This window comes from Sphingorhabdus sp. SMR4y, from assembly GCF_002218195.1.
GTDB lineage: Bacteria > Pseudomonadota > Alphaproteobacteria > Sphingomonadales > Sphingomonadaceae > Parasphingorhabdus.
Genome location: NZ_CP022336.1, coordinates 3,382,391 through 3,402,234 on the forward strand (window position 1 = coordinate 3,382,391; position 19,844 = coordinate 3,402,234).

Sequence of the window (19,844 nt, forward strand, 5' to 3'; positions counted from 1 at the left end):
ATATTGTGATATTATCCGTTGGCCTCCCGAACAGACGGGAGACAGTGATATTCCATTGCTGTTTCGCGCTGGCGCGCGATCTAAAAATACTTCGGTCCTTTATGCCGCCATGTTGAACGGCTCCAGTCCGGCAAGACGCGTGTGCACGGAGACTTCTGGAATCCGGCGTGGTTCCTGATCTGCGACAGCATTGGCTATGGCCGCGATATGCTCCGGTGTCGTGCCGCAGCAGCCACCGACGATATTGACCAGGCCGTCTTTCAGCCAGTTGCCGATCAACTCGGCGGTCTCGTCCGGCATTTCGTCATATTCGCCAAGCTCGTTGGGCAGGCCGGCATTGGGATAGGCCATGATCAGACAGTCGGCCTCTTTCGACAGCATCGCCAAATGTGGTCGGAGCTGGTCGGCTCCAAAGGAGCAGTTGAGCCCGATGGTCAGCGGTTTCAGGTGACGGACCGCGTGCCAGAAGGCCTCGACCGTATGCCCCGACAGATTGCGGCCGGACAGGTCGGTCAGCGTCATGGAGATCATCAGCGGAATATCCCGGCCGCATGCCTCGGCGGCTTCCATTGCCGCCATGCCGGCGCATTTGGCGTTGAGCGTGTCAAAGATTGTCTCGATCAGCAGAAAGTCGACCCCGCCCTCGATCAGAGCATCGCATTGTTCGCGATAGACGCCTTTCAGATAGTCATAGTCGATTTCCCGAAAGCCCGGATCATTGACGTCGGGCGAGAGGGAGAGTGTCTTGTTCGTCGGACCGATCGACCCGGCGACAAAGCGCGGCCGACCGTCACGGGCCTCTGCCTTGTCACAGGCTGCCCGCGCGATCTCTGCCGATTTCACATTCAGATCCCGCACCAGATGCTCGCAGCCATAGTCGGCCTGGCTGATCACGGTGGAACTGAATGTATTGGTTTCGATTATATCCGCGCCGGACTGGATATAGGAGGCGTGAATAGCCTCGATAATATCCGGCCGGGTCAGGCTGAGCAGATCATTATTGCCCTTTTGATCATCGGTCAGGTCGAGACTTCCCCGATAATCCTCTTCGCCAAGCCGGTAATTCTGAATCGCGGTGCCATAGCCGCCATCAAATACCAATATGCGCTCTGCGGCGATCTTTTGCAGCTGTTCGCGGGCGCTGGTCATGCCGTTTTCTCCTGTTTTGCGCTTCCCGGGCGCTTGCCTAGCAGATGGCAGATCGCGTAGCTGAGCTCCGCCCGGTTGAGCGTGTAAAAATGGAACTGACGAACGCCGCCGGCATATAGCTTGCGGCACAATTCTGCGGCTACGGTGGCCGCAATGAGTTGCCGTGCCGAAGGATGGTCATCCAGCCCTTCGAACAGGTCATTCATCCACGCCGGGATTTCCGCGCCGCACATGCCGGCGAATTTGCGCGTCTGGGCGACGTTCGATACCGGCAAGATGCCGGGGACCAGCTCGGCGTCGATACCGGCTGCCACGGCGGCATCACGGAACCGGAAGAAAGCTTCGGCGGTGAAGAAAAACTGGGTGATCGCCCGACTGGCCCCGGCATCCAGCTTGCGCTTGAGATTGTCGAGGTCGCTCTGCGGACAGTCGGCTTCCGGGTGGGTTTCCGGATAAGCCGCAACCGATATTTCGAAAGGCGCAATATCGGTCAGTCCCTTCACCAGTTCCGCAGCGCTGGCATAGCCTTGCGGATGCGGCTCGAATGCCTGTCCTTCTGACGGGGGATCGCCGCGCAGGGCGACAATATGGCGGATACCTGCTTCCCAATATGACTGGGCCACCTCTGCTATTTCTGCCTTGCTGGCGCCGACGCAGGTCAGATGCGCCGCGGCCGGAATATCGGTTTCCCGCGCAATTCTTGCCACCGTGGCATGGGTGCGTTCGCGCGTGGTTCCGCCCGCGCCGTAGGTCACCGAGACAAATCGGGGGGAGAGCGGTTCGAGGGTGACGACACTATCCCACAAAGTCTTTTCCATCTTGTCCGATTTCGGTGGAAAAAACTCGAAGGACACATCCGCATCTCCGCTCAGTCCCGCGAAGAGTGGCGCGTCCAGGGCCCGTTTGGCCTCTTCGAGTTCGCTCAGCCCCAGAGGCCGTACCGGATTATTCATGCTGATGCTCTTTTCAAATTTTCTTTGTGGAGGGTATGCTTCCCGGAACCGGGGTGCAGGCTGGGGACGGCGGTTTTTCTGGCGACCCATATTTTGACCGTCAGTTCGCCGCCGTCGAGCGTTCTGGTTTGCACCAGCTCCAGCTTCGAGGCGCCAAGCCAATATTTCATACTGTCATCGCTGAACCCGAGCCTTGCGTGAGCATGTTCGGTGCGCAGGTCTTCCCGGTCATGCGCAGCAAAGTCGGCGATCAGCACCAGACCGTCGGGATTCAGCACCCGAGACACTTCGTCCAGTACCGCTTCGGGATGTTGGGCATAATGCAGGACCTGATGGAGGATAACGCTGTCGACCGCAGCATCTTCGAGCGGCAGATGATTGAAATCACCCTGTTTCAACTCTGTTTTCTGTACCAGATCTGTCTCGCTGCCGGTTTCGCTTTCGAGCAATTTTGCCCGCGCCAGCCGCAGCATCTCGGGGCTATTGTCGATAGCTATCACCGATTGTGCCGCCGCTCCGAACAGCTCGATCATCCGGCCCGTGCCGGTGCCAATGTCAAGCATCCTGCCGAGCGGTGCGTCGCGGAGCAGGGCAAGCATCGCCCGCTCGACTTCCTCTTCGGGCAGGTGGAGCGAGCGGATCGCGTCCCATTCTTCGGCATGGGCTGAAAAATAGCGCTCGGCCATTTCGGCGCGTGCCTTGCGCACCAGCGACAATTGTGCCTGATCCTGCTGGGCCTGCTCGGATTCCGCGACTTTTTCCGACCGGAAAATGCGCCCCAATATTTCGAGTTCGGATGCCGGACCAGGCTTGAGAAAGACCCAGCTTCCCTCTTTCCGCCGTTCCGCCAGTCCCGCTTCATCCAATATCCTGATGTGGCGGGAAATGCGCGGCTGGCTCTGGTCCAGAATCTGGGCCAGTTCGCCGACGGCCAGTTCCATCTTTTGCAGCAACAGCATGATTCGCAGTCGCGTCGGGTCGGCGAGCGCCCTGAATATGTTCAATATATGGTCCATGTTGCATGGCTATATAAAGAAATCTTTATATCCGGTCAATCGGCTAGATCTTCCGCTTCCGGCATTCCATTTCGACACCCGGTCTAGGAGATTTTACATGTCAAAAAGGGGCGAATCAGGTTGGTCATTGCGTTCATTCGGCCATATCGCTAATGATATGCACCGCAGGCCAGAGGAGGAAAAGCATCTCCTCGCCGGCTTGGTTTTTGAGGATTAATATAGAGGGTTACCCCAATGAAAAAAATTACAACGTCGATCGTAATCGCTGCGGCACTTGGTCTGGCCGCATGCTCCGGTGCCGATAATGCCGAAGCTGGTGCAGAAGAAGCAGTAGAAGGCACGGAAGCAACGGCTGAAGAAGCTGCTGCTGATGCCATGGATGCTGCTGAAGGCACTGCAGACGCCATGGGCGAAGCTGCTGTTGAAGCAACCGCTGAAGCGACTGCCGAAGCTGGCGAAGCTGCTGAAGCTGCTGGCGAAGCCGCTAAAGCTGCCGGCGCCGCTGCCAAAGAAGCTGCAAACAATGCAGTAGACAAAGCTGCCGCTGCTGCAAAAGAAGCAGTCAACTAAGCTTTTTAAAAATCTATACGAAAAAGGGCTGTCTTCGGATGGCCCTTTTTTTTGTCTTTGGCCCAATCCCGATAGGGATTATGGAGAAGCCATGAAAAATCTGTTCAGCATCCTGATATTGGCGGGTCTCGTCGCATGTGGTCCGGCACAAAATGATCCCGGTCCGGGCGGTGTGACCGTCGGTGAGGCACAGGCGCTTGATGAAGCCGCGAAAATGCTGGACGAACGTAATCGGCCACCGGATTTGAGCGGCAGCAGCGAGGGGGGCCTGGCCCCTGCGAACAGCGAATAGGCGTCAGCTCGGGTGGTAGCGGCCGACGGCCCGGGTTACTGCCTGCATCATGCGCATGCGCTCGGGAATGGAAGCGGTCGTGTCGCCCAGCATCACCACCACGGCATAGCGCGTGCCGTCGGGTGCGGTCATGATGCCGATATCATTATAGCCGGTCGCCACTGAACCCAGCACCTGGCCGGTGCCGGTCTTGTGCAGAAATTCCCAGCCCGCAGGTACACCGGCCTTCAGCCGGTTGGGGCCGCTGCGTGTGCGCTTCAATATCGACTGCAGCAATTTGGTTGAATTGGGCGAGAGCAGTTCCCCGCGGGCCAGCTTGTCGAGCGCGCGGACGATTGCGCGCGGACTGGCTCCGTCAACCGGATCGGCGAGATAGGCGTCCAGTGACTGTCGGCGACGTTCGACCGGCACTTTTGCACGGGCTGCATAGAAGGACCGGCGATACGACAGGTCCTGCTTCCATTCCATTCCGGCAATGCCGGCCTGCAACAGCCGCTCGCCGGGACCGAAGCGGATTTTCCCCAGATCATTTTCATCGATGAACCGGCGCACGGCTTCGGGGCCACCGGCGTGGCGCAAAAGGGCGTCATTCGCAGTATTGTCGCTGCTCGCCAGTGCCTTTTCCAGCAACGTGTAGACGGATTTCTCCACGGCGCCTTCCCGTTCGACTTCAACCGCCATCGGCTGGTGGAACAGAGTGAGGTCGTCCTTGGTGATGCGGATCGGATCGGACAGGGAGGCGCGGCCCTTGTCGATCTTGTCGAGCATGGCCATGGCGACCCAGAGTTTGGACACGCTTTGCTGCGGGAAATATTCGTCGATCCGGTGGCCGAATTCCCATTCGCCGTCGATCCGTTTGATGGCAATACCGGTCTTTCCCGGAAATGTCCGCCAAAGCTGGTCAATTTCACGGACCAGCGCAGGGTTCGGCCGCTCCCGTGCCGTATCGGTCACCGGCGGCGCCGAGGGCGCACGGTTCTGATACGTTGGTGGCGGAGCCTTGGCGGGCTGTGCTGTCGGCCGGTTCGGGGCCGAGACACAGGCGGCCAACGTGGCGGTCAGCATCAATGCCCATATTTGCCGGAAAGGTCTCATTGGTGGTCGATCATCTGCTGCTGGATTGTTCATAGACTCTTCTACCTAAGCGGACCTGTCTGAACAGAGGCAAAACTGCCGATTGCGGTGAATGATTCTCCTGCTGCGACGGACTGCTCCAAGCGGATCGCCAATCCGTCTGCGACGGCAGGGGACGGCTATTTCAAAAAGCCGAAATTGAACCGGCGGGTAACGCGATAATCCAGCGTATTGACGAGAAAATAGGATATCGTCCAGCGCAGGCGATTGAGCAGGGTCCGACGGGATTTGTGCAATTCCGGCGTGATGGTTTCGCTCTGTTCGTGGAGGATGTCGATCACGCTGCGCGCATGATCGGCAAAACCGGCATCGTCGATCCGCAACATCATTTCCACATTGATGAACAGGCTGCGCAGATCGAAATTGGCCGAACCGATATAGACGGCGTCATCGACGACAACCAGCTTGGTATGCAGGCGTCGCGGCTGGAATTCGAACAGATGTGCCCGCCGCTTCAGCAGATATCCGTATAGCAGCCGGCTGGCTCCCATGGTGGCGCCATTGTCGGTTTTTCCGGGCAAGATGATCCGGCTTTTGCCGCCACGCTTCGACAACCCGCCAATCCGCCGCAACAAACCTTGTCCCGGCGAAAAATAGGCGGTGACGAGATCCAGCCGGCTGCCCTTTTCCAGATCATTCTTGATGGCCCGCGCCCAGCGACTCAGGCGGTTGCTTGGGCCTCCGAGAAGCCACTGGAACCGGCCACTGCCGGCCTCCCAGCGACGCACCATCCTGCGCAGGGACCGCATGTTGCCATTATTCCGATAGACCCAGTTCGACAGAAGCCGGTAATAGCTGGCGAGATTGGCAACTTCGGGGCCCTTGATTTCCAGGCCGAGATCTTCCCAGCTTTCATCGTTCTCGTCGGGCTTCCCGGACGGTTCATGCACGGCAAAATATTCATCGGCGATATTGAATCCGCCAATCAGGGCACAGCAATCATCCGCGATAATCATCTTTTGATGATTGCGCACAAAATAGCTTGTCGAGAAACGCGGGCTGAACACCCTGAACTTTCCTCCTGCTTTTACCAGAGGGTCAAAGAAAGCGCGGGGAGCACCGTTTGAGCCGAAGCTGTCGATCATCATCTCTACCGCGACGCCCCGCTCGCAGGCTGATACCAGCAGGGCGCGGATTTTCCTGCCGATCACGTCGTCTTCAAACATGTAGAAAAACAGCTTGAGACTTTCGTCTGCCCTTTCCAGCATGTTCACCAGCGCGGTAAGGCGCTCGTCTGCCGCTCGAACCAGCCGCAACCGGTTGCCGTCCACGTCAAACCATCCTGGTTCTTCCGGTCGCTTCGACAGATTATGTGCGGGGGTGTTTTCCATCGTTCCGGGGCATAGATTATCGCCGCCTCAGCGACAAACCATTAGATTGATTGCCAATGTCTGCGCTGCGCCGGATTTGTTGACAAATCCCGCCCATCGCCCTAGATGCAGGGCTCTTTTCCAAAAGTTTGCAGAATCAGGAGCGCCTTATGGCTCGCGTTACGGTTGAAGATTGCGTTGATAAAGTCACAAACCGGTTTGATCTGGTGTTGTTTGCTGCCCAGCGCGCACGTGAGATTTCCGGCGGCGCAGAGCTGACGGTTGATCGCGACCGCGATAAAAACCCGGTTGTTGCCTTGCGCGAAATCGCAGAAGAAACGGTCAAGCCGAAGGATCTGGAAGAAAGCCTCGTGCAGTCGCTGCAGAAGGTTCTCATCGACGATGATGATACGCCGGACGAAATCGGTTCGATCAGCCAGTCGGCGGAAGCGCTTCGCCTGACGGCCGCTGCACCACCACGCAGCGCCGGTGTCGCCGGAGATTATGGCCGCCGCTAAACGGTCTGCGCTTCGCCGCCTATCATATTGAAACAAAAGAAAAGGCCGCCGGGAATATTCCGAGCGGCCTTTCTTGTATTGGGTGATCTTTACCGGATCGCGTGTCAGGCACCCTGCGGTTTGGGATCGCCGAACGGGCCTTTTTTCTTCCGTCCCGCTTTCGGAATGGACGTGCCAACCGTCGGTGCCGCTGCCGGTTTCACCACACCGCCATCGGGGCGCTCGAACTTGCCGGTCTTGACCAGCTCGTCAATTTCCTCGCCGGACAGGGTCTCATATTCGAGCAACGCATTGGCCAGAGCGTGAAGCTGATCCTCATGATCGGTCAGCAGCTGCTTCGCCCGGTCATAACTGTCGTCGATCAGCTTGCGGATTTCCAGATCGATCTTCTTGGCCGTCTCGTCCGACATGTGGACGCGCTGCGACTGCGAGTAGCCAAGGAAGGTCTCGCCCTGTTCCTCTTCATATTGCAGCGGTCCCATCAGATCCGACATGCCCCATTGGGTGACCATGTCGCGAGCCAGTTTCGTCGCATATTGGATATCGCCGGAGGCGCCGGAAGATACCTTGTCATAGCCGAAGATGATTTCCTCGGCGACGCGACCGCCCATGGAGACCGCCAGATTGGCGTGCATCTTGTCGCGGTGGTAGCTGTAATTGTCCCGTTCGGGCAGACGCATCACCATGCCGAGCGCGCGGCCGCGGGGGATGATGGTCGCCTTGTGGATCGGATCGGACGCCGGTTCGTGCACCGACACGATAGCGTGGCCCGCTTCATGATAGGCGGTCATCTTCTTCTCGTCATCGGTCATCACCATGGACTTGCGCTCGGTGCCCATCATGACCTTGTCCTTGGCATCCTCGAACTCGCTCATCGCGACCATGCGTTTGCCACGGCGAGCCGCCATCAGCGCCGCTTCGTTGACGAGATTGGCGAGATCGGCGCCGGAGAAGCCCGGGGTACCGCGGGCGATGGTGCGCGCGTCAACATCCGGTGCCAGCGGCACTTTCTTCATGTGGACAGCGAGAATCTTCTCGCGACCTTCGATATCGGGACGCGGCACGACCACCTGGCGATCGAAACGGCCGGGACGCAGTAGGGCAGGGTCCAGCACGTCTGGGCGGTTGGTCGCGGCGATGATGATGATGCCTTCATTGGCTTCAAAACCGTCCATCTCGACCAGCAACTGGTTCAGCGTCTGCTCGCGCTCGTCATTGCCGTTGCCGAGACCGGCACCGCGATGGCGACCGACGGCATCGATTTCGTCGATAAAGACGATACACGGCGCGTTTTTCTTGGCCTGTTCGAACATGTCGCGGACACGGCTGGCGCCGACGCCGACGAACATTTCGACAAAATCCGAGCCGGAGATGGAGAAGAACGGCACGCCTGCTTCGCCCGCAATGGCGCGGGCCAGCAAGGTTTTACCGGTACCGGGCGAACCGACCAGCAGCGCGCCCTTTGGAATCTGGCCTCCCAGCTTGGCAAAGCGCCCGGGATTTTTCAGAAATTCGACGATTTCTTCCAGTTCCTCGCGCGCTTCATCGATACCGGCGACATCGGCAAAGGTTACCTTGCCCTGTTTTTCGGTCAGCAGCTTGGCCTTGGACTTGCCGAAGCCCATCGCGCCCGACCCGCTGCCCTTCTGCATCTGGCGCAGCACGAAGAAAGCGATGCCGAGGATCAGCAGGAAGGGAAGCGACTGGACCAGAATGATCTGCCAGATGCTGGCCTGTTCCTGTGCCTTGCCGCTGTAATCAACACCTTTTTCATCGAGCAGCGTTACCAGTGAAGGGTCGCTGCCGACGGGGGTGGTGGTAAACATGTCGCCATTAGTCAGCTCACCGGTGATCTTGTCCGGCGCGATGGCCACGCTTTTCACGCTGCCTTCCTCAACCTTGTTGCGGAAGGAGGAATAGCTGATGCCAGTTGCGCCCTCGCTGGAGGCGCCCGCTCCGAACATCGAGACGGTGAGCAGAAGCGCGATGATGACGCCGGCCCAGATGAACATGCTTTTCATCCAGGGGTTGTCTTTGGGATCCTGTTCGTCATTCATTGCGTATTGTGTCCTGTAATCATTGTTGCAGCGGATGAACGGCATCACGCCGCAATATATCTATGGTTCCAAGATAGTCCTTTTGCTGCGGATGACAATAAGTAGGCCAATGTTTTTACCGATCAGTGTGATCGGAGTGGCCCGCATTCGGCGCCGCTCCGGACGATCAGCTGCTCCGGCGCTTTGGCGCTGGCTGAAAGCGCCAAGCAACGCCGCCCCGGCATAATATGTTGCCCAGGGTGACGGTTTCGCCCTTTTCCAGCGCCAGGATCGTCTGGTCGATCTGGCTGCCGCGGGGGGACAGGGCGGGATCACAGACGTGCAGGCATTGCAGCAGCAACCGCCGCTGGATCTCGTGCGGAAAGCGGGTGTCAGACAGGGTGCAACCGGTGTCGGTGATTGTGACATGTTCGTCCGCGAGGCGCTGCACCGTCCATTCGATCGCCTCGCGGGCAGCGCCCAGTGCGCTTGCACTCTGGCTGGCGAGACTGGTGTCGAAACCGTGCAGATCCTGAAGAGCATTGCGTACCCGCACCCGGTCGAAACCCTGATCGCGATTGGAAGGGTCGTCGACCGCCTTCAGGCCATGGTCGTCGACATGGGAAATCAGTTCCGACTTCTGGAAATGGAGCAGGGGGCGAATGATATGAGACCGTTTTTCCCTGATCCCGGACAGGCCGTCGATGCCGCTGCCGCGCAGGATTCGCATGATCATGGTTTCCAGCTGGTCATCGGCATGATGGGCGGTCGCAAGCCATTGGATATGCTGGTCCTTCATCCAGTCGTGGAGCAATCCGTAACGAGCGCGCCGAGCCGCGCTCTGGATGCTGCCACGAATCGGAACGACCGGTCGCAAAATTTCGTGCGGAATGTCGCGTTCGCGACAGACGGATGCGACAAATTCCGCCTCTTCGCGCCCGGCGGGGCGCAGGCCGTGATCGACGGTTGCTGCGGCGATCCTGCCGGGGCAGGCCTGTAACGCGAGCAGCAACAGGGCGAGACTGTCGGGACCGCCGGAAACCGCCAGGGCCAGTTTCTGGTCACTGGATGAAAATTCCGGCAGCAGCCGGTCCATCGCCTCGGCAAAACGGTTTTCCAGCGAGGCGGCGGTGTCGGCCATGCTCTACTTGCAGTCGGCGGCGGCCTTGCCCGATGTCACCCGAGCGGCAAGCCGGCCATTGGCAACCTCGGGATAGACATCCTCCATCTCCGCCAATACGCGGCAGGCATCAGCCTTTTTTTCCAGTTGTACCAGCGCGGTGCTCAGGAAATAGAGACTGTCCGGAGCACGTTCTCCGCGTGGTCTTTTCTGATAATTTTCATAGAGGGCAACCGAAGCCAGCGCCGGCTTGTTATCGTCGAGATAGGCGCGTCCGAGCAAGTTCTGGGCAAAACTCGCGCGGCGGTGGCCGGGATGATCCTCGACCGTTTTCTTCAACTGCGTCTGTGCTTCCGGATAGAATTTTGCGTCCCATAGACGATAGCCGTAGATATAGGAATCTTCGGCGGCATCGCCGGTGTCTGGCATGACAATCGCGGCGACCGCAACGACCCGTTCGGGATCAGGCGCGGCCTCGGCTGCCGGAGCCGGCGCAGTTTTGGGTGCAGATCCGCTAGTGCTGGTCGCTGGCTGACTCGACGCCGGTGCAGCGGCAGCCGCCATCTGGTCCTCGATTTTCTTCAGGCGAAAGCCGTTTTCCTCGACCTGGCCGGTGAGATTGGCCAGACTGGCCTCGAGCGCATCCACCCGGGCGATCAGGTCGCTGACGGCCGAAGATGTGACCGCTGCAGCAGGGGTCGCCGGACCAGTTTCCGCGGTAATTTCCGGCTCGAAATAGCGGGTGGAGCCGCCGGGGAAGACCTTGCGCTGAACCGCACGCATTTCCTGTTCGAGCCGGTCCACGCGCTTGTCTACACCAGCGCTCTGCGCCGATAGAGGCGTGCTGGCAAGCAAGCCGGTGAGCAGAATTGTGATACCGATTGTTTTCATCGAGGCCTCCGCTAATTGCGCGCACATTAACCATATACTACGCTGAAAAGTAAATAATATTATGTCGGGAGCCGGACCGGGTCCGACCGCGTGCCGCTATCGTGACGGCCCCTGCTGTCCTTATTCAGACGGCGCGTCGGCGTCCGGGTCGCTGGTTGTTTCCCGTGCCAGCAAGGCCGCCGCGCTGACCCCGACATCCTTTATCGTCCGCTCGGCGCTGCCCAGTTGCGGAACAACCTGTCCATCGATGGTAACGGTCAGGGCTGCAGGGCGTCCGGTCAGAATCTGCGGGTCGTCGGCATCGGTCGGGACCGTGAAGGTTTCGCCCGCCTCCATTTCGTCCTCGAACAGACGCTCGCCCTCCGCGTCGTAGATTTTCATCCAGACCGGTTCGGTCGCAGTCAGCACAACCGTGCCCTGACTCGACGGGCCGGGATTGCCATCCGTGACAGTCTGGCCACTGGCCGCCGGCAGCGTGTTTTCGGCCGGTGCCGTGGTGTCGCTTTCCGCAACCTGTTCCAGATCGCCGGGATTGAGAATCAAGGTGCGCCAGACGAGATAGCCGATCAGCACCAGCGCGCCTATGCCCGCGGCTGTCCATGCCAGATAACGGGGCGGAATGCTCGACGGGTTGGCCGGCGCATATCCGCTCACTTCCGGCTGATAGGCACCATGACCTTGTTCATCCATTTCCGCGCGCAACTGGCTGCCGATGGTCGCATCCACCAGACCGACTGTCCGGGCGTAGGATTTTGCGAAACCGATTGCATAGGTGCGTCCGGGCAGTGCCTCGAAGTCACCGCTTTCTATCGATTCAAGATGACGTAGCGGAATGCGGGTTTTCTTGGCGATATCGTCCAGCGAAAGATTCTTCTGTTCCCGCGCGCGGCGTAACAATTCGCCAGTGCTGTGCAAGTGCAGCTCGGCATTTTCTTCGTCATTGGTTTCTTCGGCCACTAAAAACTCCTTTGGCCGGATCAATTTGCGACCCTTTTCGCATATCCCGGATATGCGGAGAAAAAAGCCAGTTTGGGCGGCAAAAGTCAATGACTATCATGTGTTAGTCGCTGGATTTTACCTTTTATATTATCTGCAAGGCAAGTCGCCGATGGGTCCCCGGAAATACCGTCAGTCCAGATCGACGTTGTGCTGGTTCGCCCATTGCTCAAGACGCAGTCGCGGCTCGGCTGGCGCTTCCCGCAAAATTGCTTCCATCTCCGATCCGGCCTGACCGAGATCGAGCGAACGGACCATAGCCTTGATCGGACCCACCGACGCGGGCGTGATCGACAGGTTGCGGATGCCCAGGCCCATGAGCGCCAGGGCATCGAGCGGGCGGCCACCCATTTCTCCGCATATCGCGAGCGGGATATCATGGCGCGCAGCATTGTCCGAGACACGGCGCAGGAACCGGAGAATGGCCGGGCTCATCCAGTCGAACCGTTCGGCCAGCTTGGGATTGCTGCGGTCTGCGGCAAACAGAAACTGAGTCAGATCATTGGTGCCGATTGACAGAAAATCGAGCCGATCCGCCATCAAATCTATGCATTCGGCCAGCGCGGGAACTTCAAGCATCGCGCCATAACGGATCTGCGTCGGCAAGCGCTTTTTCTGGCTTTGCAAATAGCTCCGCTGGTTTTCGAATACCGCGCGGGCCTCGTCAAATTCCCATGGCTCTGCAATCATCGGGAACATGACGTTCAGTTTCCGTCCCGCAGCCGCCTCGATCAGGGCGCGCGCCTGAACCTTCATCAGCGCGTCCCGTTCAAGACCGATACGAATGGCCCGCCAGCCCATTGCCGGATTGTCTTCCTTGATCTCGCTGGCCTTGAAATAGGGCAGGGGCTTGTCACCACCGATATCGACGGTGCGGAATATGACCGGCTTGTCACCGGCGGCATCCAGCACATCGCGGTAAAAGCGGGTCTGCCCAGCGCGGCCGGGCATGGTTGCCGCGACCAGAAACTGGAATTCGGTCCGGAACAGACCGATGCCGTCGGCTCCGGTCAGATTGAGCAAGGCCAGGTCGTCCCGCAGGCCGGCGTTGATATTGAGTGTGATCCGGACGCCGTCCCTGGTCACCGCTTCCTTGTCGCGGAGTTCGGAATAGGCGGCGCGTTTCTTCTGGCTCAGTTCCAGTTGCGCTTCAAACGCCTCCTCCATCGAGGGGCTGGGCCGGACGAACACGGTCTTCTCATCGACATTGAGCAGCAGCGGGTCATCTTCCCGGACGACCTGCCGGATATTCTTGACCTGGCCGAGGATCGGAATGCCCATCGCGCGGGCGATGATCGTGACATGCGCGGTCAGCGAACCTTCCTCAAGAATAACGCCCTTCAGCTTGCGCCGGTCATATTCGAGCAATTCCGCCGGCCCGAGGTTGCGGGCGATCAATATCGTATCCTGCCGCAAGCCCATTTTGGCGGCGGTCCCCAATTGTCCCGAAACCGTGCGTAACAGACGGTTGGCGAGATCTTCGAGATCATGCATGCGCTCGGCCAGCAACGGATCGTCGATCTGCCGCATCCGCATGCGCGTATGCTGCTGCACACGTTCAATCGCTGCTTCGGCGGTCAGGCCGCTGTCGATCGCTTCGTTGATGCGCCGGCTCCAGCCCTCGTCATAGGCGAACATCTTGTAGGTCTCGAGCACCTCTTCATGTTCGCCACCCACGCCGAATTCGGCCTGGCTGGTCATCTGGTCGATCTGGTCGCGCATCTTGTCGAAGGCGGAATAGACACGGTGCCGCTCCGCCTCGATATCTTCCGCCACCGTATGTTCGATCTTGACCCGGGGCTGATGGAATACCGCATGGCCACGGGCTTTGCCCTTGACCAGTTGCAAACCGCTCAGGCGATTGGCGCCGACATCGAGCGTGACCGTTTCGTCCGCGAAATTGTCATCGACCAGTTCGGCGCTAATGATCAGTTCGGACAGGACCATTGCTGCCGTCTGAAAGGCTTCGATCTCGACTTCGGAATAGCGGCGGGGTTCGACATGCTGGGCGCACAGCACACCAATAGATTGCTGGTTGCGGATAATCGGCACGCCGGCAAAGCTGTGGAATTTTTCTTCACCGGTTTCCGGCCGGTACTGGAAGTCGGGATGGCTCGCCGCCTCGTCGAGATTGAGCGTTTCGACATTCTTGGCGATATAGCCGGTCAGGCCTTCGCCCATCGCGAGTTTCGTGACATGAACGGCTTCCGCGTTCAGCCCGCGGGTTGCGTAAAGCTCCAGCAGGCCGTCGCGGCGCAAATAGATTGAACAGACCTCGCTGCTCACCGCCTCGGCTATAGTCTCGACAACCTGGTTGAGCTTCGCTTGCGCATTGCCGCGCGACGCCATGATCGACCGGAGGCCGGTCAGGATATTGCGTGCGGTCTTGGTACTGGAGGGATCGGTTGCGGGCATGATCTTCGCCTAGCAGAAACACCGGATGAGTGCGATGCAGAAAACAGCTCTTCGGCCGGGGCAGAAGATATTTTTCCGGACTGCCCGGATCACCGTCGCCCGATCTTGGCTAGTCCAGCAGTTCCTCTTTCAGTCGGAGCTTTTCTTTTTTCAGATTATGGATTCGAATCGTGTCCGGAAGCGGGCGGGTTTCTTCTTCGTTTATCTTGCGTTCCAGCGCTTCATGTTTTTCGCGCAATGCCGACATGTGATCCTGAATCATTAAAGTCTCCTCAAAAATATTGTTTTTTGAAAATGAAAGAGGGTGAAAGCTTCCTTTCCTTCTGTGCGGGCCGAATTGGCCCCGCCTCCTGCTTCATGGTTTAAATGTCTTGGTTTCGACCTGAACCATGAATAGGGTGAAGATTGCAAAATTGTGGAATGGGCGCAAGGGGGAGATTGATCCGGAATGGGGATGAGCGATGAAGAGTTGCAAATGCGGCTCGAAATGCTGAAAATCGAGCATCGCGATCTCGATGAGGCGATCGCCGCACTGGTGGCGACAGGCAATCCGGATCAATTGCGGACCGCGCGACTCAAGAAAAGAAAATTGCAGTTGCGCGACCGGATAATCGTGATCGAAAACCAGCTGATCCCGGATATTATCGCATGAGGCGGCGGTCGCCTGCGGACCTGCTGGCCGTTAACCAAAACCATCCACCAGTTAACCTTGGAGCTTCCCGCGTATCAGTTTGAAACAGACGGCCTGCGGGGCTTCCTGAGCTTTAAAATTAGCTGTTAACCGGCTGCGAAAAGTTGCTACGGAGCATGTATGCCAGATCGAGAATCCCTTTTGACACCGCGATTGATCGATGCACTATATACCGAAGCAATGGTGCTGGCTGACGAATCACGCTCCTATTTTGAATCCGGGCGTTTTCAGGAAGAGTCCGATCCGGACGACCTTCTGGACGTGTCCTTTTCCTGCGAATCGCTCAAAGTCACGACAAGGCTGATGCATTGCATTGCCTGGCTTTTGAACCAGAAGGCCCTGCAAAGCGGCGAATTGTCGGAAGGCGAAGCATGGAATCGGGATCGTTCCCTTGGCGAGGCTCCCTTTACCGACAAGGCGCTGGTAAACCGCTTCCCGGTAGAAGCGCGCCAGATCATCTTGGCCAGCGAGGAGCTGTTCCAGCGCCTGCAGCGCCTCTCGGCCCGTATGGGCGACGATAGCGAAGCCGAGTCAGCGGTCCAGGATATGTTCCGCCGAATCCAGAGCAGCTTCTAATCCGGCGCGGTCGGTTCAGGCCGCTGCGCCTTCCCGCTCCTTCAATGTCGGATAGTCGGTATATCCTTCGGGGCCCTGAGTGTACCAGGTCGGGGTGAAGTCGATCGGATTGAGCTGCGCGCCGGTCCTGAACCGCTCGGGCAGATCGGGATTGGTCATGAAGGTCCGGCCAAAGCTGATCGCATCGGCCTTGTTTTCGGCCAGCGCCTCGGTTGCATTGGCATAAAAATAGTCGCTGTTGAGGACCAGGGGACCCTTGAATACCGGGCGGATGTCGGGGCTGACCGGTGGCACGTCGGTGTTACCATAGGTGCCATGGGCAGGCGGCTCGCGCAGCTCGAGAAAGGCGATGCCGATCTGGTCGAGCAATCTGGCCGCAGCGGTAAAGGTTTCTACTGGTGTCGCGTCATCGGCGCCCTGTGAATCGCCATTGGGCGACAGGCGCACGGCAACCCGGTCGCTGCCCCAGACGTCGACCAGCCGCTGCGTCACTTCGCCGAGCAGGCGGATGCGATTCTCGATCGGCCCGCCATATTCGTCGGTGCGCAAATTGGTGCCGGAGCGGATGAACTGGTCGATCAGATAGCCGTTCGCGGCATGCAATTGCACGCCGTCAAATCCGGCCTTCTTGGCATTTTCGGCTGCGTTCTGATAATCGTCGATCAGGCCCGGAATTTCAGAGACTTCCAGCGGACGGGCTTCTTCATAATCCCGTTTGCCCTGGTAGGTGCGGACCTTGCCCGGGGCGGTCGTGGCGGACGCCGATACCGGCTTCTCGCCATCCAGGAAATCGGGATGGACAATGCGGCCCATGTGCCACAATTGGCAGATGATCTTGCCGCCGGCCTGGTGGACGCGCTCGACAACCGGCTTCCACGCTTCGGTCTGCGCGTCGTTCCAGATTCCCGGTGCGAAAGGCGTGCCAAGACCCTGCTGGCTGATTCCGGTGGCCTCGGAAATGATCACGCCTGCGCCGGCGCGCTGACTATAATATTCGCCCATGATTGGCGTGGGGACATAATCCATGGTGGCGCGGCAACGGGTCAGGGGGGCCATGAACATCCGGTTTGCAGCTTCGATGGCGCCAACGGTGATGGGGTCGAATAAGGTGGTCAAGATGGAATTCCCTGAAAGAAGAGGCATGAATTGTTAATCAGACAGTTAAGAGGCCACGCCGGCAAATGCAATGGTTTGAAACCAAGCAATTTCTGTCTATGTTGATAGGGTTGATTTCAAAGGAACCTCCATGGCTGCATCACTTCCCGACGATCCTACCCTGGACGAGGTCCGTGCCTTTCTCGCGCCGTCGCTGGCCGCGCAGGCGGCGTTCGACGGCTGGAACGAGAAGGCTGTGCTGGCGGCTGCGGACCTGGCTGGCGTGGACAGCGATCTTGCGAGACTCGCATTTAACGACGGGCCCGTCGACATGATCGATGCCTGGTTTCAGGCCGTGGACGCACAAATGGCGATGAAATATAGCGCCGATGAACTGGCCGGAATGAAAATCCGGGAGCGGATCAAGGCACTGGTCGAGGCCCGGCTGGAAGCGCTCGCGGCGGATCGCGAAGGGCTGCGGCGCGCGCTGGCAATATTGGCGGCACCGCCGCATTTGCGCAGGGCCGCTAAAATGGGCTGGCGCGCTGCCGACAAGATGTGGCGGCTGGCAGGCGATACCGCGACCGACTATAATCACTATACCAAGCGGACCCTTTTGTCGGGCGTATATGGCAGCACGCTCAGCGTCTTTCTCGATGATGAAAGCGACGGCTATGCAGAGACCAAGGCGTTTCTCGACCGGCGGATCGAAAATGTCATGCAGTTTGAGAAGATGAAGGCCAAGGTCACCGGTCGCGGCGGGGACCGGTTCAGCATGGCGCGCTTTATCGGGCGGTTGCGCTATCGGGGAGCCTGACTGACAGAATCTGCCTGGTGGCGGGTACCGGTCATCTGGCACTGCAGTCGGGTATAAAATCGCAGAAAAAGACTCGCCAACACCAATCTATATTGATAATCAATCGCAATTAGAAAGGCCTTGTTGCGTTATATGCAGACTCCCACAACCCTCGACCAGCTGTCGCTCCGGCAGAATGCTGAAATCCTTGCCATTGACTGGGAAGCCATTTCCGAAGCCGAAGGCCGCCGTTTGCGCGCGCTCGGAATAGACGAGGGAGTTTCGGTCGAGAAGCTGCACAAGGGCATGTTTGGCATGAGCGATCCGATCGCCCTGAAAGTGGGCCGCATGATGATTGCCATCCGCAGATCTCATGCAAAGGCCATATCGGTCCAGCCGGTCGCGGTAACGATAGCCGCCTGATCGATGACCGAAGCTGCTCCCCTCATTGTCCTCGCGGGCAACCCCAATTCGGGTAAAAGTGCCTTGTTTAACGCGCTGACCGGCGCCCGGCAGAAAATTGCCAATTATCCCGGTGTAACGGTGGAACGGAAATCGGGTCACTTCGCTTTTGCCGACGGTCGTCCGGGCGAACTGGTCGATCTGCCCGGCAGTTACAGCCTTGACCCGACCAGTCCGGATGAAGAGGTAACGCGCGGCGTCATCATGGGCTTGCAAAAGGGCGAACGCCGGCCCGACATGATCGTGCTGGTACTCGATGCTGCCAATCTCGACAATCATCTGCGTTTCGCGCTGGAAGTGATCGCGCTCGGTCATCCGGTCGTGGTGGCGCTCAACATGATGGATCTCGCGGAGCGGGACGGGCTGACGCTCGACCCGGCAAAGCTCGAGAAGGCCCTGGGGGTCCCCGTGGTGCCGACCGTTGCCGTGCGTCGGCGCGGACTGGATGACCTGTCGGCGGCCGTGGACAGGCGTCTCAAACTCAAGCAGGACGACGTCAAACCGGTTGTCGCGCAGGAACGCGATCATGGTTTGCGGCAACAGGCCAAGCAAATAGCAAACCAGGCGATTATTTCGGAAACCGCTGGCCGTCGCTGGTCCGAGCGGGCGGACCGGCTGTTCCTCCATCCCTTCGCGGGCCCGCTGATTCTGCTCTCGGTGCTTTTCGTCATGTTCCAGGCGGTCTTCGCCTGGTCCGAAGCGCCGATTGGCTGGATCGAAAGTGCCAGCGAATGGGTCGCTGCCGCGGTCGAATCAAACCTGCCAGCGGGCTTTCTGCGCGATTTTATCACCGAAGGCGCCATCGCCGGCGTCGGGTCGGTGGTCGTGTTCCTCCCGCAGATTTTGATCCTGTTCCTGTTCATCCTGCTGCTCGAAGCCAGCGGCTACATGACCCGCGCTGCCTTCATCATGGACCGCATGATGGCCAGCGTCGGCCTGTCTGGCCGCAGCTTCATTCCGCTGCTGTCCTCGTTCGCCTGCGCCATTCCCGGCATCATGGCGACGCGCAGTATCTCCGATCCCGGAGACCGGCTGACCACGATATTGGTGGCCCCACTGATGACCTGTTCGGCGCGGCTTCCGGTCTATGCAATCATCATCGGCGCATTCATTCCGCCGACCAGTGTGGGCCCCGGTATCGGCCTGCAGGGGCTGGTGTTGTTCGGCCTCTATGTCTTCGGCATTGTCGGCGCGATGATCGTGGCTCTGGTTCTGCGGTCGACCGTCACCAAGGGGCCGAACAGCGGCTTCCTGATGGAAATGCCGAAATATCAGCTGCCGAACATGCGCGATATATTGATCGGCCTGTGGCAGCGTGCCTGGATATTCCTGCGCCGTGCCGGCACGATCATTTTCGCCGCGACCGTTATATTGTGGCTGCTGCTGACTTTCCCGAAGGTCCCCGAAGACAGTGGGATGAGCCAGGTCGACTATAGCGCGGCGGGCCGGATCACCAATGTCATTGCCCCGATTGTCAAGCCGATCGGTTTTGACCGGGATATCGCGCTCGCCCTGATCCCGGCAATGGCGGCGCGCGAAGTGGCTGTCGCGGCGCTGGCGACGACCTATGCGATCGACGCGCCAGATGAAGAGGCGGAAGCCAAATCGCTGACCGAGCGCCTGCAAAGCCGCTGGTCATTGCCGACCGCTTTGGCCTTTCTCGCCTGGTTTGTCTTTGCGCCGCAATGCATCTCGACCATTGCCGTGACCCGCCGGGAGACCAATGGCTGGAAATGGCCGACATTCATGCTCGTCTATCTTTTTGCGCTCGCTTATGTCGCGGCCGGTATTACATATTGGAGTGCTGTCGCGCTCGGTCTATAG

At 58.9% G+C, this 19,844-nt stretch carries 20 protein-coding genes; 8 read left to right on the forward strand and 12 right to left on the reverse strand.

What is annotated here, in order from left to right; genetic code table 11:
* Positions 1 to 99: 99 nt before the first annotated feature.
* From SPHFLASMR4Y_RS16345 to SPHFLASMR4Y_RS16355, 3 genes are read right to left on the reverse strand one after another with little or no spacing between them, the layout of a single operon-like run.
* On the reverse strand, positions 100 to 1,149 hold the full coding sequence (locus SPHFLASMR4Y_RS16345; protein ID WP_089134497.1) for a homocysteine S-methyltransferase family protein: 1,050 nt from the start codon (positions 1,147 to 1,149) through the stop codon (positions 100 to 102).
* Complete coding sequence (gene metF / locus SPHFLASMR4Y_RS16350; protein ID WP_089134498.1) at positions 1,146 to 2,102, reverse strand: methylenetetrahydrofolate reductase; 957 nt, start codon at positions 2,100 to 2,102, stop codon at positions 1,146 to 1,148. The genes SPHFLASMR4Y_RS16345 and metF overlap by 4 nt, the downstream gene beginning before the upstream one ends.
* Positions 2,099 to 3,118 (reverse strand): ArsR/SmtB family transcription factor, encoded by a 1,020-nt coding sequence (locus SPHFLASMR4Y_RS16355; RefSeq protein ID WP_089134499.1) that lies wholly within the window; start codon positions 3,116 to 3,118, stop codon positions 2,099 to 2,101. Before SPHFLASMR4Y_RS16355 ends, metF begins: the two co-directional genes overlap by 4 nt.
* A gap of 234 nt (positions 3,119 to 3,352) precedes the next feature.
* On the opposite strand from SPHFLASMR4Y_RS16355, the gene SPHFLASMR4Y_RS16365 reads away from it, so the two are divergent.
* A complete protein-coding gene (locus SPHFLASMR4Y_RS16365; RefSeq protein WP_089134501.1) occupies positions 3,353 to 3,688 on the forward strand; it encodes a hypothetical protein in 336 nt (111 codons plus the stop codon).
* A 91-nt stretch (positions 3,689 to 3,779) separates the two neighbouring features.
* Positions 3,780 to 3,980: a hypothetical protein gene (locus tag SPHFLASMR4Y_RS16370; protein WP_089134502.1), complete on the forward strand. Its 201-nt coding sequence runs from the start codon at positions 3,780 to 3,782 to the stop codon at positions 3,978 to 3,980.
* A gap of 3 nt (positions 3,981 to 3,983) precedes the next feature.
* On the opposite strand, the gene SPHFLASMR4Y_RS16375 is transcribed toward SPHFLASMR4Y_RS16370, so the two are convergent.
* Entirely contained in the window at positions 3,984 to 5,108 is a 1,125-nt protein-coding gene (locus tag SPHFLASMR4Y_RS16375) for a serine hydrolase (RefSeq protein ID WP_260807010.1), read from the reverse strand.
* A gap of 125 nt (positions 5,109 to 5,233) precedes the next feature.
* Positions 5,234 to 6,445: a phospholipase D-like domain-containing protein gene (locus SPHFLASMR4Y_RS16380; protein WP_089134504.1), complete on the reverse strand. Its 1,212-nt coding sequence runs from the start codon at positions 6,443 to 6,445 to the stop codon at positions 5,234 to 5,236.
* 149 nt (positions 6,446 to 6,594) lie between these two features.
* Here SPHFLASMR4Y_RS16380 and rpoZ point away from each other — a divergent pair, with 149 nt between their 5' ends.
* A complete protein-coding gene (gene rpoZ / locus SPHFLASMR4Y_RS16385; RefSeq protein WP_089134505.1) occupies positions 6,595 to 6,942 on the forward strand; it encodes a DNA-directed RNA polymerase subunit omega in 348 nt (115 codons plus the stop codon).
* Between the two features lie 104 nt (positions 6,943 to 7,046).
* Here the strand turns inward: rpoZ and ftsH are convergent, their stop codons facing one another.
* The 6 genes from ftsH to SPHFLASMR4Y_RS16415 all read right to left on the reverse strand — a co-directional run bounded on the left by ftsH (position 7,047) and on the right by SPHFLASMR4Y_RS16415 (position 14,662).
* On the reverse strand, positions 7,047 to 8,999 hold the full coding sequence (ftsH, locus tag SPHFLASMR4Y_RS16390; RefSeq protein ID WP_089134506.1) for an ATP-dependent zinc metalloprotease FtsH: 1,953 nt from the start codon (positions 8,997 to 8,999) through the stop codon (positions 7,047 to 7,049).
* A gap of 166 nt (positions 9,000 to 9,165) precedes the next feature.
* Entirely contained in the window at positions 9,166 to 10,119 is a 954-nt protein-coding gene (tilS, locus tag SPHFLASMR4Y_RS16395) for a tRNA lysidine(34) synthetase TilS (RefSeq protein ID WP_089134507.1), read from the reverse strand.
* 3 nt (positions 10,120 to 10,122) lie between these two features.
* Positions 10,123 to 10,989: a tetratricopeptide repeat protein gene (locus SPHFLASMR4Y_RS16400; protein WP_089134508.1), complete on the reverse strand. Its 867-nt coding sequence runs from the start codon at positions 10,987 to 10,989 to the stop codon at positions 10,123 to 10,125.
* A 120-nt stretch (positions 10,990 to 11,109) separates the two neighbouring features.
* Complete coding sequence (locus SPHFLASMR4Y_RS16405; protein ID WP_186265984.1) at positions 11,110 to 11,946, reverse strand: helix-turn-helix domain-containing protein; 837 nt, start codon at positions 11,944 to 11,946, stop codon at positions 11,110 to 11,112.
* 171 nt (positions 11,947 to 12,117) lie between these two features.
* Positions 12,118 to 14,400, reverse strand: coding sequence for a phosphoenolpyruvate--protein phosphotransferase (gene ptsP / locus SPHFLASMR4Y_RS16410; protein ID WP_089134510.1), 2,283 nt, complete (start codon positions 14,398 to 14,400; stop codon positions 12,118 to 12,120).
* A 109-nt stretch (positions 14,401 to 14,509) separates the two neighbouring features.
* Positions 14,510 to 14,662 (reverse strand): YdcH family protein, encoded by a 153-nt coding sequence (locus tag SPHFLASMR4Y_RS16415; protein WP_089134511.1) that lies wholly within the window; start codon positions 14,660 to 14,662, stop codon positions 14,510 to 14,512.
* Between the two features lie 192 nt (positions 14,663 to 14,854).
* On the opposite strand from SPHFLASMR4Y_RS16415, the gene SPHFLASMR4Y_RS16420 reads away from it, so the two are divergent.
* Positions 14,855 to 15,052, forward strand: coding sequence for a YdcH family protein (locus tag SPHFLASMR4Y_RS16420; RefSeq protein WP_089134512.1), 198 nt, complete (start codon positions 14,855 to 14,857; stop codon positions 15,050 to 15,052).
* 192 nt (positions 15,053 to 15,244) lie between these two features.
* On the forward strand, positions 15,245 to 15,667 hold the full coding sequence (locus SPHFLASMR4Y_RS16425; RefSeq protein ID WP_186265985.1) for a DUF1465 family protein: 423 nt from the start codon (positions 15,245 to 15,247) through the stop codon (positions 15,665 to 15,667).
* Positions 15,668 to 15,682: 15 nt separating this feature from the next.
* Here SPHFLASMR4Y_RS16425 and SPHFLASMR4Y_RS16430 read toward each other — a convergent pair whose 3' ends face one another.
* Positions 15,683 to 16,783: an alkene reductase gene (locus SPHFLASMR4Y_RS16430; protein WP_089134514.1), complete on the reverse strand. Its 1,101-nt coding sequence runs from the start codon at positions 16,781 to 16,783 to the stop codon at positions 15,683 to 15,685.
* 130 nt (positions 16,784 to 16,913) lie between these two features.
* Here SPHFLASMR4Y_RS16430 and SPHFLASMR4Y_RS16435 point away from each other — a divergent pair, with 130 nt between their 5' ends.
* The 3 genes from SPHFLASMR4Y_RS16435 (at position 16,914) to SPHFLASMR4Y_RS16445 (ending at position 19,844) form a co-directional block, all read left to right on the forward strand.
* The gene (locus tag SPHFLASMR4Y_RS16435) at positions 16,914 to 17,579 is read left to right on the forward strand and encodes a COQ9 family protein (RefSeq protein ID WP_089134515.1); all 666 of its coding nucleotides are present in this window, start codon (positions 16,914 to 16,916) and stop codon (positions 17,577 to 17,579) included.
* Positions 17,580 to 17,711: 132 nt separating this feature from the next.
* Positions 17,712 to 17,981, forward strand: coding sequence for a ferrous iron transport protein A (locus tag SPHFLASMR4Y_RS16440; protein ID WP_089134516.1), 270 nt, complete (start codon positions 17,712 to 17,714; stop codon positions 17,979 to 17,981).
* 3 nt (positions 17,982 to 17,984) lie between these two features.
* Positions 17,985 to 19,844 carry a ferrous iron transporter B gene (locus SPHFLASMR4Y_RS16445; protein ID WP_089134517.1) on the forward strand — a complete coding sequence of 620 codons (1,860 nt, stop codon included), beginning with the start codon at positions 17,985 to 17,987 and terminating at the stop codon, positions 19,842 to 19,844.